Source organism: Hymenobacter arizonensis, from assembly GCF_900115775.1.
GTDB classification, from domain to species: Bacteria; Bacteroidota; Bacteroidia; order Cytophagales; family Hymenobacteraceae; genus Hymenobacter; species Hymenobacter arizonensis.
On sequence record NZ_FOXS01000001.1, the window covers coordinates 151,109 to 165,212 of the forward strand.

Here is a 14,104-nt window from a genome sequence, read left to right on the forward strand (position 1 = left end):
TCGAAGCGGGAAGTCATACACAACTCATGATTTACAGCTGATAAATAACTAGCAGAAGTGCAGGCTGAACAGGTCGAAGTACCGGTATTCAAACACGTCGTTGAGGCGGTAGCTGTAGTGCACGTTGCCGGGCCGGGGGCCAAACCTAACGTTGCGCACGTAGGTGCGCAACAGGCCAAAAACGGCCGAGTCGGGGGTGAGCTCGCCCCACACGGTCACTTCGTCCTGGTCGGGGTCGAGACTCAACTCCTGCATGACGAGGATGGTGTAGTAAACGACGTCTTCGGCGGTGGTGCAGGAAAACACGTTGCAGTATTCCAGTTGCTGGCCCATCACCACCAGCGTCAGCTCTTGCTGGCCAGGGTTTAGATAGAGGCGGCGGGGCGCGGCGGCCCCGCGCTGGTGCACCAGCCCGGCCAGCAGCGCGCTGGTGTGGTGAAGCAGCCGGCCGGTGGCACCGTGGGTGCTGGCCAGCCAGTCGGTGAGGGCCGTGTCGGCGGCAAATACATTCACCAGCTCCAGGCCGGGGTGGGTGGTGTGGCGCACGGTTTCGGCCGGCGTGGGGGTGTGGTGCAGGCGCAGGGCCGTGGCTTCATCGCCGGGCCGGAAAAGGGTGGCGGGCAGCAGCGTGAAGGCCCGGCCCGTCACGGCCAGGCGCACGGCGTTCCAGCCGCGCAGGCCCAGGAAATCGTGCTGGGCGGCCAGGGCGGGCACGCCGCCCGCGGTCAGCGCGTATTCTTCCAGCGCAACAAACTTTCCCCGCTCCACATCGGCCACGGCCAGGTACAGGCGGGCCGGGCCTGCCAGCAGGTATAGGTTGTAGGCAGCGGGATTGGCGGGGTCAAACGTCTCGTCGCGCAAGCGCAGCAGAAACGAGGGCGTAGCCGTGGGGACAGAAGACAAAGAAGCAGCGGAAGCAGGCACGAATCGAAGCTAAACAGGCCCAGTGGCCGGGGCTAAAGATAACGCTTTGCTTCAGGAAGAAGGAGCAGGAAGAAATTTAGCTCGCGTCGCGGCTCCAGCAATTTGCTGGACCATCTTAGCCGCGCAGCTCCACAAACCGGGTTTGCGGCACAAAAATATCGTCGAGGCTGAGCACCATGCGCAGCACCGGATGCACTTGGGCGGGAGGCAGTTGCAGCAGCTGGCGTGGGGTGAACCAGGCCAGTTCCGTCAGCAGCTGTTGGTCGGAGGTGTGTTCGGGGTCGTGGCCGAGCTGGGGGAGAGCTCCTTCGGGGGCCACTACCTCAAAAAAGAGCTCCAGAGCCTGCAACTTGTCGGTGCTAAATTCGTGCAGATGGAGAAAGCGACCTATCTGCACCTCCAGGCCGGTTTCCTCCTGAAACTCCCGTACCAGCGCGGCGTGAATGCTCTCGCCGAATTGCCAGCCACCGCCCGGCGGCGACCAAAACGGCGCTTCCTGGGGCAATAAGCCGCGGTGGGCCGCCAGCAGAATGGCGCCGTCGCGCAGCAACAGTCCCCCGACCCTGACCCGCACCTTACCGGCGTAGGCCTGGAGCAAGGCATCGGGGGGAATACTCTTGGATTTGGGCAGATTGGGCATTGAGCGTCGTGGAAAACCGGACCTCACCGAAGGAAAGCGGGCGGGGATGTACGACTAACGCGGTATTTGGGACATTGTTTTTCTTCGCCCCAAAAAAGAAAAGTCCCCAAGCCAGGGTGCGGCCAACCCCGGCTTATTGTCGGGCTTGGCTGCGACGCCGGGCGCGCCAGCGCCCCAGCTGGCTAAGGATGAACACAATGAAGAGCAGCGCAACGCCGGCTGCTATCAGCGGCAGCAACAGCGTAAAGGCCACGCCGCCCACGGCCAACGCATTTTCGGCCGTCGCCAGCACGGGGTTGCCCAAGCCCCCGGTGGTAGCGGTGGAGGCGCCGCGCAGCAAGGCCGTGGCCGTTTGGACCAGGCCCGCCGTGCCGCCGCCCACCAGCACGCCCAGCGTCCAGCGCAGGGTGGGGTCGAGGTGGGGGAGGGCCGAGGTCATGAGAATGGTGCCCGCAATAAAAGAAGCCGGCGTGGTGAGGGTGTCGAGCAAATGGTCGACCACCGGAACGTAATAGCCAACTATTTCTACCAGCGTGGCGGCGGCCAGCGTGAGCAGCGCGGCCCAGCTGCCCAGCCAAACAAACCCGGCCGCAGGCGTGAGGTAGCCGAAATGGTAGGCCAGGCTGGCCGCCAGCAGCGGCATAAACACCCGAAAGCCGCTGCACGCTGCCAAGCCAAGGCCCAGGGCACCCGCCACGAAGTACTGCATTGCCGGCAATTCGTCCATTGGGTCGGGAAGGCTAAAAAATGAGGAAATAAGCAGGGCCCGCCGCCAAGCCAGTACCTTTGACACAGCGGGCCCAAACCGGCTCCAATGCCTCAAAACGCGGTGTTGAAGCAATAAGAAGTTCTTGGCTAGGACCCAAAGTATATCTTAGTACATAACCCAGCGCCGGACGTGGTTTCAGCCACGCTGGCTATCAAACATAAAGAATTCCAGTGTCTTTCACTCCTGATTCTGCCCCTGATTCGGCAGCCGCAACCGTACCCAACGACCTCGAAGCCCGCATCCGCCGCAAGCTCACGCGCCAGCGCTTCATGCACCTCATCGGCGCCGATTTGACCGTGATAACCCCCGGCCGCGTGGAGGCCGAGCTGGACCTGGCCGAGCAGCACCAGCAGCAGCGCGGCTTTGCCCACGGCGGCCTCATTGCCACGATGGCCGATTTGGTGGCTGGGTTCGCCGGGGTCACCCTCATTCCCGATGATTACGGCCTGGTAACCTCCGACTTAAAAATTTCTTACCTGCACCCCGGCGTTGGCCAGAAATTAAAAGCCATAGGTTGGGTGTTGAAAGCCGGGCGGCGGCTGCAGTTCTGCGAGGCCGAAGTGTGGTGCGACGACCTACTCATTGCCAAGGCCAGCGCTACAATGGTGGCGATTGAGCCCCAGCAATAGCTGGAAAAATCCTTGCGTGAACCATTAGTTGAGCGGACGTTTACGCCTCGGCTTATGTTGATAGAAACAACCTGGAATCCGTCTTTCCAGCAGTTGCAATTCCGTTTCTAATGCTGAGCGGAAAGCAGCTTATTCAATATCTATGTTAAAACTCCGCACTCCCTCCGTTCGGGACTATTTCCCTTACGAGCCCACCGACGACCAGGCCCTGCTCTTCACGCAACTCGACGCGTTTCTTAAAGACGACCTGCCGGGGCGTAAGGTGTTTGTGCTGCGCGGCTACGCGGGCACTGGCAAAACCACCGTGGTGAGTGCCTTGGTGCAGTGGCTGCACAAGCTGCAGCGCCGCTACACCCTGATGGCCCCCACCGGCCGCGCCGCCAAGGTAATGGCCGGCTATGCGGGTGTGGCCGCCAGCACCATTCACAAAAAAATCTACCGCCAAACCTCTGGCTCGCCCTCCGAGCGGCTCAACTTCCAGCGCCAGCCCAACCGCGCCGAACAAACCCTGTACATCGTGGACGAGGCCTCGATGATATCGGACGAGAAAGCCTTTGGCGAAAGCGGCCTGCTCGACGATTTGATGGGCTTTGTGTTTGAGAAAACGAGCAACAAGCTATTGCTCATCGGCGACACGGCGCAGCTGCCGCCGGTGGGCCAGCTCCTGAGCCCCGCCCTCGACCCCGAGCTGCTGGCCCACCGCTTCCGGGCACACGTGGGCAGCGTGGAGCTGCGCCAGGTAATGCGCCAGGCCCAGGAATCGGGTATTCTGGTGAACGCCACGGAGCTGCGCGAAGAGCTGCGTGAGGAAGCTCCTAACATTCAGCTGCACACCAAGGGCTTTGGCGACATTTTTAAGATGGGCGGCGACAAGCTGGAAGACGGCCTGCGCTGGGCCTACCGCAACTTCGGGCACGAGAACACCACCATCATCTGCCGCTCCAACCGCAACGCCAACCAGTACAACCAGCTGATTCGGCGGGCGCTGTTCGATGCCGAGGAGGAGATTGAAGGCGGCGACTACCTCATGGTGGTGCGCAACAACTACTTCTGGCTGCCCAAAGAGTCGGAAATCGGCTTTTTGGCCAACGGCGACTTTCTGGAAATCACCAAGATTATCCGGCGCGAGGAGGTCTACGGTTTCCATTTTGCCCAGGCCCAGGTTCGGCTCGTCGATTATCCCGACGAGCCCCAAATCGAAGTCAAGCTGCTGCTCGACACCCTGCACACCGAGAGCCCGGCCCTGCCTTCTGACCGCAACAACGCCCTTTACATGGCCGTGAGCGAGGACTATGCCCACCTCAAAACCAAGGCCGAGCGCTACAAGGAAATGCGCAAAGACCCGTATCTGAACGCGCTGCAGGTGAAGTTTGCCTACGCCCTCACCTGCCACAAAGCGCAGGGCGGGCAGTGGCAGGCCGTGTTTGTCGACCACGGCTTCCTGAAGCCCGACGAGCCGCTAGCGGGCGAGTTTGCGCGCTGGCTCTATACGGCCATCACGCGGGCGTCGGAGCGGCTGTTTTTGTTGAATTTTCAGGCCAAGCTGCTTAGCGACGCTGTTGAGCCGGATTAAAGCCCGCAGCTGTCGCTCATGCGGCCTCTGCTGGCAAGGGCGGCACGCAAATTTTTCTATGAAGAAGAATTTAAAACCTAACGCCTTGGTTAGGGAGGACTTTCTGGCTGGTTTCAGACCCCTCGGGTAGTTTGGTAGTAAATTTGCCTGGTGACTTAAATCGAGTAAATTTGTTAAACCCAGCATCTTCAAGCGAAAGCTCTTTCAATCTCATCCATACCTTCCCCATGAAAAAAACCTTGCTCCTCGCCCTTAGCCTGACCGCCGCCGCCTATACTGCCCAGGCCCAGGCTGTCCAGTCTGCCACCAAAGCGGTTGGCCCGGTTGCCGGCCCCGCCATCGTCTTCGAAGAGTCGAAGTTCGACTTCGGTTCCGTGGCCCAGGGCGCGGTGGTTGACCATACCTTCAAGTTTAAGAACACCGGTACGGCTCCGCTCGTCATTTCCAACATTGGCGTGAGCTGCGGCTGCACCACTCCAGAGTGGACCAAGACGCCGGTAATGCCCGGCAAAACCGGCAGCATCACCGCCCACTTCAACACGGCTGGTAAGTTGGGCATGCAGAACAAAGTGCTGACCGTAGAGTCGAACGCCCCCGCTGGCAGCGCCACGGTATCGTTGGTTGGTGAAGTGAAAGAAGCATCGGCTGCTACCAGCGCCACCAGCAGCACGCGCGTAGACGCCAACGGTTCGGCCATGGCCGACGCCGGCACTGCCAAAGGCGACAGCAAGAAAGTAAAGGAGAAGACCTCCGACGCTAAATTTAAAGCCAAAGTGAAGTAATTCCCTGAAGCACCTGAACCCAAAAAAGGCCATTCGCGCGAGCGAATGGCCTTTTTTGTTTAGCAGCACCCTTGGCCAACACTTGGTAACAAGGACCCGGCTAGCCCAGCTTGCGCAGAGCCAATATCAGGCTCACCCAGCCGGCCATCAGCAGCAGGCCTCCCACGGGCGCCACGGCCCCGAGCTTGGTAATGCCCGTGAAGCACAAGGCGTAGAGCGAGCCACTGAAAACAACGATGCCGCCCAGCCACAGCCAGCCCGTGAGGCCTAGCGCCCGCAGCTCGGGGCGCACGGCCCACAGCACCCCAATGGCGAGCAAGGCCAGCACGTGGTAAAACTGGTAGCGCACGGCGGTTTCGAAGGTGTCGAGGCGGCCGGCCTTGGTCAGGGATTCGCGCAGGGCGTGGGCGCCAAACGCCCCGATGGCCACGCCCAGCCCCCCCAGCAGGGCCGTAAGTTGAAGGAGAAGACGAGCAGTCATGTACGAGTTGGGGTAAAAAGAACGAATGGCGCGAAGGTACGGCCCAGGGGGCGGGGCTGCCCTCAGATTTGCCGCTTGAGGCGCACGGCGGCCGAGTGCAGGTTGCCATCGGCCCGGCGCAGTATCATGAGCAAGGTGCGGCCGTCTTCGGAGTGCAGCATGCGGTCGAGCTGGGTGAGGCTGAAGGAGCTGGCGGGCAGGAAATTGATGCTCAACAACTCGTCGTCGACTTGCAGGCCCGCGGCGGCGGCCGGCGAGCCGGGCATGACGCGCAACACCAAGTAGCGCCGAAAATCGGGGCCGGTGGCCAGCAGCTCGATGCCGCACATGTCGTGCTCGAAAGGGTCCCGAAACTTCGGATTGGGCCGCAGCAGCAGGCGCTGGTGCGGGTAGTCAACTACCATCGAAAAGCGTTTCAGCAGCTCATACCCCACGTTGCCGTTGCGGGGCACGTCGACCCGGCGGTGCACGTCGGCCGCGTTGGGGTAGGAGGTAAGCACGGAGCGCAGGGCGTAGCGGCCCAGCTTCATGTTGGCCACGCGTCCCAGGTAGCCCTGCACCAGCCCCGTGAGGCCCCGGCCCAGGTCGGCCGACAAGCGCTTGGCGGGCGCCACCAGCCGCGGGTCCGAGTCGAGCTCAAGCGACAGCGCGTGGCTGGCGCCCGTGTCGAGCACCAGCTTCAGGGGCAGCGTCAGCGAATCGGTGATTTGCACGGTGGCCGTGATATAAGCCTTGTTGTTTTGGAGCATGAGCGGCACCGACGACCACCGCCCGCCGCGGGGCGTGCGGTACGTGGCCGGGTTCTCCAACAGCATGTTCCCATCTTCGGACTGCAGAGTGACTACGAAGCTGCGAAACAGCTCGGAGCCCAAAATGCCGTGAATGGGCACCCCAATGTAGCCGGACAGGTTCAGCACGTCTTCAGATAGCACCAGCCACGTCATGTGCGGCGCCACCACGCCGGCTATCTGCACGCGCACGCTGTCGGTTTGGTAAGCCAGCAAACCTGTTTGGGCGCCGCCCGCGCCCACCACCCGAAACAACTGCCCTTTGCGCAGCCCCAGGGAATCGCCAAGTGCCGACTTTGTGATGATGGACGTGCCGACGCCGGTATCGAGCAAAAAATTAAATGGGCCAAGCCCGTTTAGCGTGGCGCTAATGACCAGCAGGTTGCGATGCAGCTTAACCGGCACGCGGGCCTTGTTGCGGCCCGCTTTCAGGAAAGTGAACGGGGCAGTGGCGTCGGGCGTCTGAGCGTGCACGGCCGCGCCATCCCAGCAAATGCTCAGGAATAACAGCAGACACATAAAACGCAAGACACCCATAGTAATACACGCCTTACACGAGCGGTAAATTAAGCGAATATGACGCGCCTTTACCTAGCAGGGTCGCATTACGTTGGGCTTTCCCAGGGCCCGTCGGGGTCGAAGCGCAACGCGCCGCGTTCGATAGACAGCGGCGCGGCAATATTGTTGTGGTAGAGCTGGCCCGTGCCCAGGCCCTGGGCAAAGCCCTGCACGTCGTATTCGCCCGTGAGCTGGGCCACGGCGTTGAGCCCAATGTTGGACTCAAGGGCCGAGGTTATCCACCAGCCAATTTTTCGCGCCTCGGCCAGGGCAATCCAATGGCGGGTAGCAGCGTGGCCGCCCAGCAGCGTGGGCTTGAGCACAATGTAGGCCGGCCGAACTTCGTCGAGCAAGGCGGCCTGCTCGGCCGGGTCGGTCACGCCAATCAGCTCCTCGTCGAGGGCAATGGGAATGGGCGAGGAGCGGCAGAGCGCCGCCAGGGCCGGCCGTTGCCCCGCGGCAATGGGCTGCTCGATGGAGTGCACGTGGAACGCGGCCAGCTGTTCAAGCTTGGCCGGGGCCTCGGCCGGAGCGAAGGCCCCGTTGGCATCTACCCTTAGAATAAGTTGCTCGGGGCCCGCTACAGTCCGGATTTCGGCCAGCAGCGCTAGCTCCGTGGCAAAGTCCAGGCTGCCAATTTTGAGCTTCAGGCAGGAGTAGCCGGCGGCCAGCTTTTGCTGAATCTGCTCGCGCATGAAGGGCGCATCGCCCATCCAGACCAGGCCGTTGATGGGCAGCGCTTCAGCACCCCGGCTGAAAGCGTTGGGGTACAGCTGCCGGTGGCCGCCCCGCGCCAGGTCGAGGAGGGCGGTTTCGAGAGCAAACACCAGCGACGGGTAGCCCAAACCCACAAATGCCGGAGCATCGGCCACCGGGAAGGTGGCAAAAGCTCCGGCATTGAACCGTTCGCAAAGCCGGGCTATTGCGTCGGGAAAGGCAGGGGTGTAGTCGAGGCTGAGACCGGCCAGGGGCGCAGCTTCGCCGATGCCAACGACCGCGGGGTAGGCGGGGTCGTGGAGGTGCAGGTACCAGGCCACGTGTTCGGCCAGGGCCCCGCGCGAGGTACGGGCGGGGAAGTTGAAACGCAGCGCGTGTTGAGTGAAGCGGAGACGGAGCATGCCGCAAAGATGCGCGGCGGCCAGTGCTCCGGCCGTGCCCTACTTGGTGCTGCTGGTGTTGGTCTTGCCGCGGCGGCTTACCAAGCCTCCTTTGCGGCCGGCGTCGCGGGCCTCTTCGGCCGAGAAGCGGTGGCCACGGCCACTGGCGTGCGAAGCCTTGCCGCCTTCGCTGGCGATGCGGCGCTGGGTTTCGGGGCTCATGGCGGCGAAGCCACGACGGCTCTTGGTTCCCACGCGGTTCGCAGGACGAGTGGACGATTTGGCGGCCGCAGCTGCTGAATTGGCGATGTTGGAAATTGAAGATGCCATAGTACTTTGGAAAGGAGGTTAAGTATATACAAGTCTAAGTCTGACCGGCGATAATCTTACTATAACCCCCTCATTTAGTTGTGATTTAGACGCGAAATGCCCATAAATACCACTTTCTACGGAAGAGCTTCTACGTACTTACTGTCGCGTTCTGCGTGTTTATAATTTCGCCTGCGGTAGATGCGTAACAGAAGCGCGTTTTTAGCCCAACGTAACCTCGGGCGTGCTAGCGCGGTTAGGAAGATGGTCACCTTTTCTGCTGTGCTTATGTCTCAACTTCATGCTTCCCCCGTGGCCCCGGCCCTCACGCAGTCTTGGCTGAGCCGCTACCAAGCGGTGCGGAGCCAAAGCCAGGCCCTGTGCGCGCCGCTACTGCCCGAAGACACCGTGGTGCAGCCCATGCTCGACGTGAGCCCCCCCAAGTGGCACCTGGCCCACACCACGTGGTTTTGGGAAACCTTCCTGCTGAATGAGTACGCCCCCGGCTACCAGGTGTTTCACCCCGACTACGCCTACCTGTTCAACTCCTACTACAACTCCCTGGGCTCGCGCGTGAACCGTGCCGACCGCGGCACACTCTCCCGGCCGCCGCTGGCCGATGTTCTGGCCTACCGTGCCCACGTTGATGCGGCCTTGTCGGCCCTGCTAACCGAGCCCGAAGACCTGCCCGCTACTTTCTTCGAGCTGCTGGAGCTAGGCCTGCAGCACGAGCAGCAGCACCAGGAGCTGCTGGCAACCGATATTAAGTACATCCTCAGCACCAGTCCGCTGGCTCCGGTTTACACCCCGCTCAATAAGAAATCGGCTGCCGGCCACGAGAACTCAGCACGTGCCATTCCGCCAGCCACCTTCCTGCAAGTGCCCGGCGGCATTCACCGCATTGGGTTTCAGGAGGAAGGGTTTTGCTTCGACAATGAGCTGGCGGCACACGAAGTGTTACTGGCGCCGTTCGAGCTGCAAAACCGATTGGTAATCAATGGAGAATACCTAGCCTTTATAGAAGCAGGTGGCTACCGCGACTTCCGCCACTGGATGGGGGAGGGCTGGGACCTGGCCCAGGCCGAAGGCTGGGAAGCGCCGCTGTACTGGGTGCAGAAAGAAGGCGCCTGGCACCGGTTCACGCACAACGGCCTGCAGCCCGTTGACCCCGCCGCGCCCGTCACGCACATCAGCTTCTACGAGGCCGACGCCTACGCCAACTGGGCCGGCGCCCGCCTGCCCACCGAAGCCGAATGGGAAACCGCCGCCCGCTACTTTGGGGCCACCACCGACGAGGGCACTTGGCTGGAAAGCAACCTGCTAGACCCGCAGCCCCTGCCCGCCGATGCCGACCCCACGCAGTGCCACCAGCTGCTCGGCGACTGCTGGGAATGGACCTACTCGGCTTACCACGCCTACCCAGGCTACCAGCGCGCCGCGGGCGCCCTGGGCGAGTACAACGGCAAGTTCATGGTGAACCAGCTGGTGCTGCGCGGCGGCTCCTGTGCCACTCCTGAGAACCACATCCGCCTCAGCTACCGTAACTTTTTTCACGCCGACAAGCGCTGGCAGTTTACCGGCATTCGGCTGGCGCGTTAGCGCTCGGTGAGCATTAGAGTCCTTTTCGGATTTCTGGCTGCGCCAATTATTCCACTCAACCAGGCTTTCGGGCCTTTCCCATGCCTCTGGCAGCTAATATGAATACCAGCCGTTCACTTGTTATGCAGGCTTCTGCCACCGAGCTGGCCCAGCACGTAGCCGAAGGGTTGCAGCGCACGCCCAAAACCCTGTCGTCTATGTATTTCTACGACGACGCGGGCAGCCGGCTGTTTCAGCAAATCATGGAGCTGCCGGAGTATTACCCCACCCGGGCCGAGTTTTCCATCTTTCGGGAACACGGCCCAGCCATTGCCGCCGCGCTACACCCGGAAGGCGCCGGAGAGTTTGCCTTGGTAGAGCTGGGGGCGGGCGATGGAGCCAAAACCAAGCTGCTGCTGCGCGAATTACTCCAGGCCAACACGGAATTTATCTACGCACCCGTCGACATCTCGGCCGGCGCCATGACCGGCCTGGTGGAGGCCTTGGGCCGCGAGCTGCCCGCCCTGCGGGTGGTGCCCGTGGTATCGGACTACGCCACAGCCCTCACGCAGCTGCCCACCCGCCCGGGCAGCAAAGCGGTGCTCTTTCTCGGCTCCAACATTGGCAATTTCCATCCGGCCGACCGGCGTGATTTTCTGCGCAAGCTGGCGGCTCCGCTGGCGCCCACCGACCGCCTGCTCATCGGCTTCGACCTGCAGAAGGACCCCCGCCGCATCCGCGCGGCCTACGACGATGCTCAGGGCGTCACGGCCGCTTTCAACCTCAACCTGCTCACCCGCCTCAACCGTGAGCTGGGGGCCGATTTTGACCTCAGCCAGTGGGAGCACTACACCGACTACAGCCCCCTGAACGGGGCCGTGCGCTCGTACCTGGTGAGCACTTGCGCCCAGAAAGTGCACATCGAAGCCCTGGAAGAAACCATCGATTTCGCGGCCTGGGAAATCATTCACACCGAAAACTCCTACAAGTTTACCCTGCCTCAGATTGAGGCCCTGGCGGCCGAAGTCGGCTTGCGTGTGGTGGCATCTTTCACCGACGCGGCGGGTGACTTTGCCGATGTGGTGCTGGCCGCTCAAGACGAATAAGGCGGTAGCTGGCGCCTCAGCCGTGCATCGGGCCTGCCAAGGAGGACAGAGGGCCAGCCTGCATATTTGCTGGAACTAACCGCCTTCTCGGAAAGAAGGCCTAAACGCGTATTATCCATGGCAGCGGTACCCATCAGTTTGGCCTCCGGCTACGGCAATTTTGCAGTTCCACCCGTAGCGCTCGAAGCCGCGACCCAGGCACTGGCCACCGCGCAGCAGCACAACGCCCCACTGGCCGTGAGCCCGGCAGCCGGCCTGCCCGAACTACGCGAAGCCCTTGCCCAGCGCTACCAGCGGCGCGGCGCCACCGTCACCGCCGAGCAGGTGGTGGTAACGGCCGGAGCCAAAACTGGCCTGTTTGCCCTGCTCAGCGAAATGCTCCAACCCGGCGATGACGTACTGATGCCGACTCCGAACTGGTTCGGCTTCCAGGACCTGGTGCGCCGGGCGGGCGGCACCCTCCGCGACCTACCGTTGGCCGCTGCCACGAACTACGAGCTGTCGCCCGAAACGCTACGAACAGCTCTTCAGCCCAACACCCGGCTGCTGCTGCTCAGCAACCCCAACAACCCCACCGGCCGCGTGTACTCCCGGGCAGATTGGACCGAGCTGCTGGCCGTAACCCAGGACTTCCCCGACCTGTGGGTGCTCAGCGATGAGATTTACGAAGGCATTTCCTTTGGCCCCGAACCCGTGCCCACGCTGCTGGCCCTGCCCGACCCGCACCAGCGTCACGTGGTAGTGAGCGGCTTTTCCAAATCACTGGCGCTGGCCGGGTGGGGAATCGGGCACCTGGTAGCGCCAGTAGCTTTGGCCGAAGCGGTAACGGCCCGAATATTTGCCACCGGGGCAGGCGTACCTGTGCCGGTGCAGGCAGCGGCCCTGGCCGCCACCCAGCAGGCCGAGGCCATTAGCAGCGCGCTGTGCGAGCAATTGAAAGCGACCAGGCAAGTGCTGCTGGACGGCTTGGCCAGTTTGCCCGATGCACCCGCTGTGGTTGCGCCCGAGGGCACCTACTACGTGTTTGCCGATTTCACTCGTTGGCTCAAACCCGGGCTGCCCGCTGCCGCTGCGTCGGCGCAGCTGGTGCAGCAACTGAAGGCTGCTGGGGTGGAAGTAGTGGATGGGACCACTTGCGGGGCCCCGGGCTTCGTGCGGCTTTCTTATGCGGTGCCGGAAGCAGACCTACAGGAGGCTCTGGCCCGCATGCAGCGCTTGCTGGTCCAGCCCGTAGCCTAAGCAAACGGGCCCGGGAACAAAGCCCGGACTGGCAGCGTCTGTGGAATTCGTTTTAGCCGCGGCCACGACCCTTGCGGGCACTGCCCCGCAAGCCGGCGCGCGTACCTTTGTGGCCGGCTAGGTGGCCGGTTGATTTTGTTTGTTAAGTTGGAAAAACTTCGTCCGCATCTGCGTCCCACGCTGCTGCTTGCTTACCCGGTCATGCTGTCGCAGCTGGGCCACGTGCTGGTAAATTTTGTTGATTCGGTGGTGGTCGGCCACATTGGGAAAGTGCCCCTGGCCGCGGTAGGGGTGGGGGTGAGCACCACCAGCGTGCTGCTGGTGCTGGGCATTGGCCTGAGCATGGGCACGGTGCCGCTGGTAGCCGCTGCCGATGGCCGCCGCGACCTCCCCGAGCTGGGCCGCCTGCTGGTGGCGTCGGTGTGGATGAGCGCGCTGGCCGGGCTGGTGCTGGCCGGGCTGGGCCAGCTGCTGCCGTCGTTGCTGTACCTGCTGGGGCAGCCCTCCGAAGTAGTGCGGCTGGCCGGCCCTTGGGTGCAGGTTATCAGCTTGTCGCTGTTTCCGCTCATGGTGTTTCAGGGCTTTCGGGAGTTTGCCGCAGGGCTGGGCCTCACGCGCCAGGCCATGTGGCTTTCCATCCTTGCCAACGGCCTGAACGGGGTGCTTTGCTACGCGTTTGTGTACGGCCGGTGGGGGGCGCCCGAAATGCGCATGATGGGCTCGGCCTGGGCCACGCTCATTGCCCGGGGCATGATGGCAGCCTTCATGGCCGCATATGTATTGAACGCCAAACGCCTGCGCGAAGAGCGTGCGGCTGTTACCAGCCTGCTGCCTGCCGGGGCCACCATTCGCCGGGCCGCCGACCTGGGCGCGCCCATCGGCGTGCAAATGGCCTTGGAAGTGGGCGCCTTTGGCTTGTCGCTGCTCATGGCCGGTTGGCTGGGCGTAACCACCGAGGCGGCCCACAAAGTGGCCATCGACGTGGCCAGCATGACGTATATGGCAGCCAGCGGCATTGCCGCTGCGGCCACCATTCGGGTGGGTAACCTGCGCGGGTCGGGCAACCTGGGGGGCGCCCGCCAGGCCGGGTTTGCCGCTTATTGGCTCACGTTTGGGTTCATGGGCGTCATGGCGGCGTTGCTGATTATGACGCGCCACATAGTGCCGTACGTCTACATCACCGACCCGCAGGTGGTGGCGCAGGCCAGTACCCTACTGCTGGTGGCGGCATTATTTCAGGTTTCCGATGGCCTGCAGGTGGTGGGCCTGGGCGCTTTGCGCGGGCTGGAAGATGTTAAAGTGCCATCGGTGGTGGCATTATTGGCTTACTGGGCGGTGGCGCTGCCTTTAGGATATTTTCTGGGCTTTAAGCTCGGCATGGGCGCGCCCGGCGTGTGGACGGGGCTGCTCGTAGGCCTCACTATTGTGGCCGTAGTGCTGCTCCAGCGCTTCCGGCGCGAGACGGAGCCCGAGTTTGCAGCCACGCTGGCTGCTTCGGCTGAGGAGCCCGCAGCCGTGTAGATATAGGAGAAATGGTGCGGAACAATTAAATTGCGTGGCCCAGGCAATTTTTGTTGCCTCGGTAATGTTCAATCAGCCCAATCAACCCGTGGGCTGGTATCCCGTCCTCA

14 protein-coding genes are annotated in these 14,104 nt (G+C 62.5%); 7 read left to right on the forward strand and 7 right to left on the reverse strand.

Features of this window, described 5'->3' with window-relative positions; genetic code table 11:
• Nucleotides 1-48 precede the first annotated feature (48 nt).
• The 3 genes from BMZ66_RS00675 to BMZ66_RS00685 all read right to left on the reverse strand — a co-directional run bounded on the left by BMZ66_RS00675 (nucleotide 49) and on the right by BMZ66_RS00685 (nucleotide 2,291).
• Nucleotides 49-903 (reverse strand): DUF3822 family protein, encoded by an 855-nt coding sequence (locus BMZ66_RS00675; RefSeq protein WP_177204533.1) that lies wholly within the window; start codon nucleotides 901-903, stop codon nucleotides 49-51.
• A gap of 136 nt (nucleotides 904-1,039) precedes the next feature.
• Nucleotides 1,040-1,564 (reverse strand): NUDIX domain-containing protein, encoded by a 525-nt coding sequence (locus BMZ66_RS00680; RefSeq protein ID WP_092668086.1) that lies wholly within the window; start codon nucleotides 1,562-1,564, stop codon nucleotides 1,040-1,042.
• A 133-nt stretch (nucleotides 1,565-1,697) separates the two neighbouring features.
• On the reverse strand, nucleotides 1,698-2,291 hold the full coding sequence (locus tag BMZ66_RS00685; protein WP_234794929.1) for a DUF4126 domain-containing protein: 594 nt from the start codon (nucleotides 2,289-2,291) through the stop codon (nucleotides 1,698-1,700).
• 212 nt (nucleotides 2,292-2,503) lie between these two features.
• On the opposite strand from BMZ66_RS00685, the gene BMZ66_RS00690 reads away from it, so the two are divergent.
• The 3 genes from BMZ66_RS00690 (at nucleotide 2,504) to BMZ66_RS00700 (ending at nucleotide 5,317) form a co-directional block, all read left to right on the forward strand.
• Nucleotides 2,504-2,962 carry a PaaI family thioesterase gene (locus BMZ66_RS00690; RefSeq protein ID WP_234794930.1) on the forward strand — a complete coding sequence of 153 codons (459 nt, stop codon included), beginning with the start codon at nucleotides 2,504-2,506 and terminating at the stop codon, nucleotides 2,960-2,962.
• A 142-nt stretch (nucleotides 2,963-3,104) separates the two neighbouring features.
• Nucleotides 3,105-4,535: an ATP-dependent DNA helicase gene (locus BMZ66_RS00695; protein ID WP_092668087.1), complete on the forward strand. Its 1,431-nt coding sequence runs from the start codon at nucleotides 3,105-3,107 to the stop codon at nucleotides 4,533-4,535.
• A 227-nt stretch (nucleotides 4,536-4,762) separates the two neighbouring features.
• On the forward strand, nucleotides 4,763-5,317 hold the full coding sequence (locus tag BMZ66_RS00700; protein ID WP_092668088.1) for a DUF1573 domain-containing protein: 555 nt from the start codon (nucleotides 4,763-4,765) through the stop codon (nucleotides 5,315-5,317).
• A 100-nt stretch (nucleotides 5,318-5,417) separates the two neighbouring features.
• Here the strand turns inward: BMZ66_RS00700 and BMZ66_RS00705 are convergent, their stop codons facing one another.
• From BMZ66_RS00705 to BMZ66_RS00720, 4 genes are all read right to left on the reverse strand, one after another.
• The gene (locus tag BMZ66_RS00705; protein ID WP_092668089.1) at nucleotides 5,418-5,798 is read right to left on the reverse strand and encodes a DUF423 domain-containing protein; all 381 of its coding nucleotides are present in this window, start codon (nucleotides 5,796-5,798) and stop codon (nucleotides 5,418-5,420) included.
• Nucleotides 5,799-5,860: 62 nt separating this feature from the next.
• Nucleotides 5,861-7,105 carry an aspartyl protease family protein gene (locus BMZ66_RS00710; protein WP_177204534.1) on the reverse strand — a complete coding sequence of 415 codons (1,245 nt, stop codon included), beginning with the start codon at nucleotides 7,103-7,105 and terminating at the stop codon, nucleotides 5,861-5,863.
• 86 nt (nucleotides 7,106-7,191) lie between these two features.
• A complete protein-coding gene (locus tag BMZ66_RS00715; protein ID WP_092668091.1) occupies nucleotides 7,192-8,262 on the reverse strand; it encodes an o-succinylbenzoate synthase in 1,071 nt (356 codons plus the stop codon).
• Nucleotides 8,263-8,301: 39 nt separating this feature from the next.
• A complete protein-coding gene (locus BMZ66_RS00720; RefSeq protein ID WP_092668092.1) occupies nucleotides 8,302-8,571 on the reverse strand; it encodes a KGG domain-containing protein in 270 nt (89 codons plus the stop codon).
• 267 nt (nucleotides 8,572-8,838) lie between these two features.
• On the opposite strand from BMZ66_RS00720, the gene egtB reads away from it, so the two are divergent.
• The 4 genes from egtB (at nucleotide 8,839) to BMZ66_RS00740 (ending at nucleotide 13,994) form a co-directional block, all read left to right on the forward strand.
• Nucleotides 8,839-10,149, forward strand: coding sequence for an ergothioneine biosynthesis protein EgtB (gene egtB / locus BMZ66_RS00725; protein ID WP_092668093.1), 1,311 nt, complete (start codon nucleotides 8,839-8,841; stop codon nucleotides 10,147-10,149).
• 122 nt (nucleotides 10,150-10,271) lie between these two features.
• Entirely contained in the window at nucleotides 10,272-11,234 is a 963-nt protein-coding gene (egtD, locus tag BMZ66_RS00730) for an L-histidine N(alpha)-methyltransferase (protein WP_092668094.1), read from the forward strand.
• Nucleotides 11,235-11,351: 117 nt separating this feature from the next.
• Nucleotides 11,352-12,473, forward strand: coding sequence for a pyridoxal phosphate-dependent aminotransferase (locus BMZ66_RS00735; RefSeq protein WP_092668095.1), 1,122 nt, complete (start codon nucleotides 11,352-11,354; stop codon nucleotides 12,471-12,473).
• A 147-nt stretch (nucleotides 12,474-12,620) separates the two neighbouring features.
• Nucleotides 12,621-13,994 (forward strand): MATE family efflux transporter, encoded by a 1,374-nt coding sequence (locus BMZ66_RS00740; protein WP_234794931.1) that lies wholly within the window; start codon nucleotides 12,621-12,623, stop codon nucleotides 13,992-13,994.
• Nucleotides 13,995-14,104 lie beyond the last annotated feature (110 nt).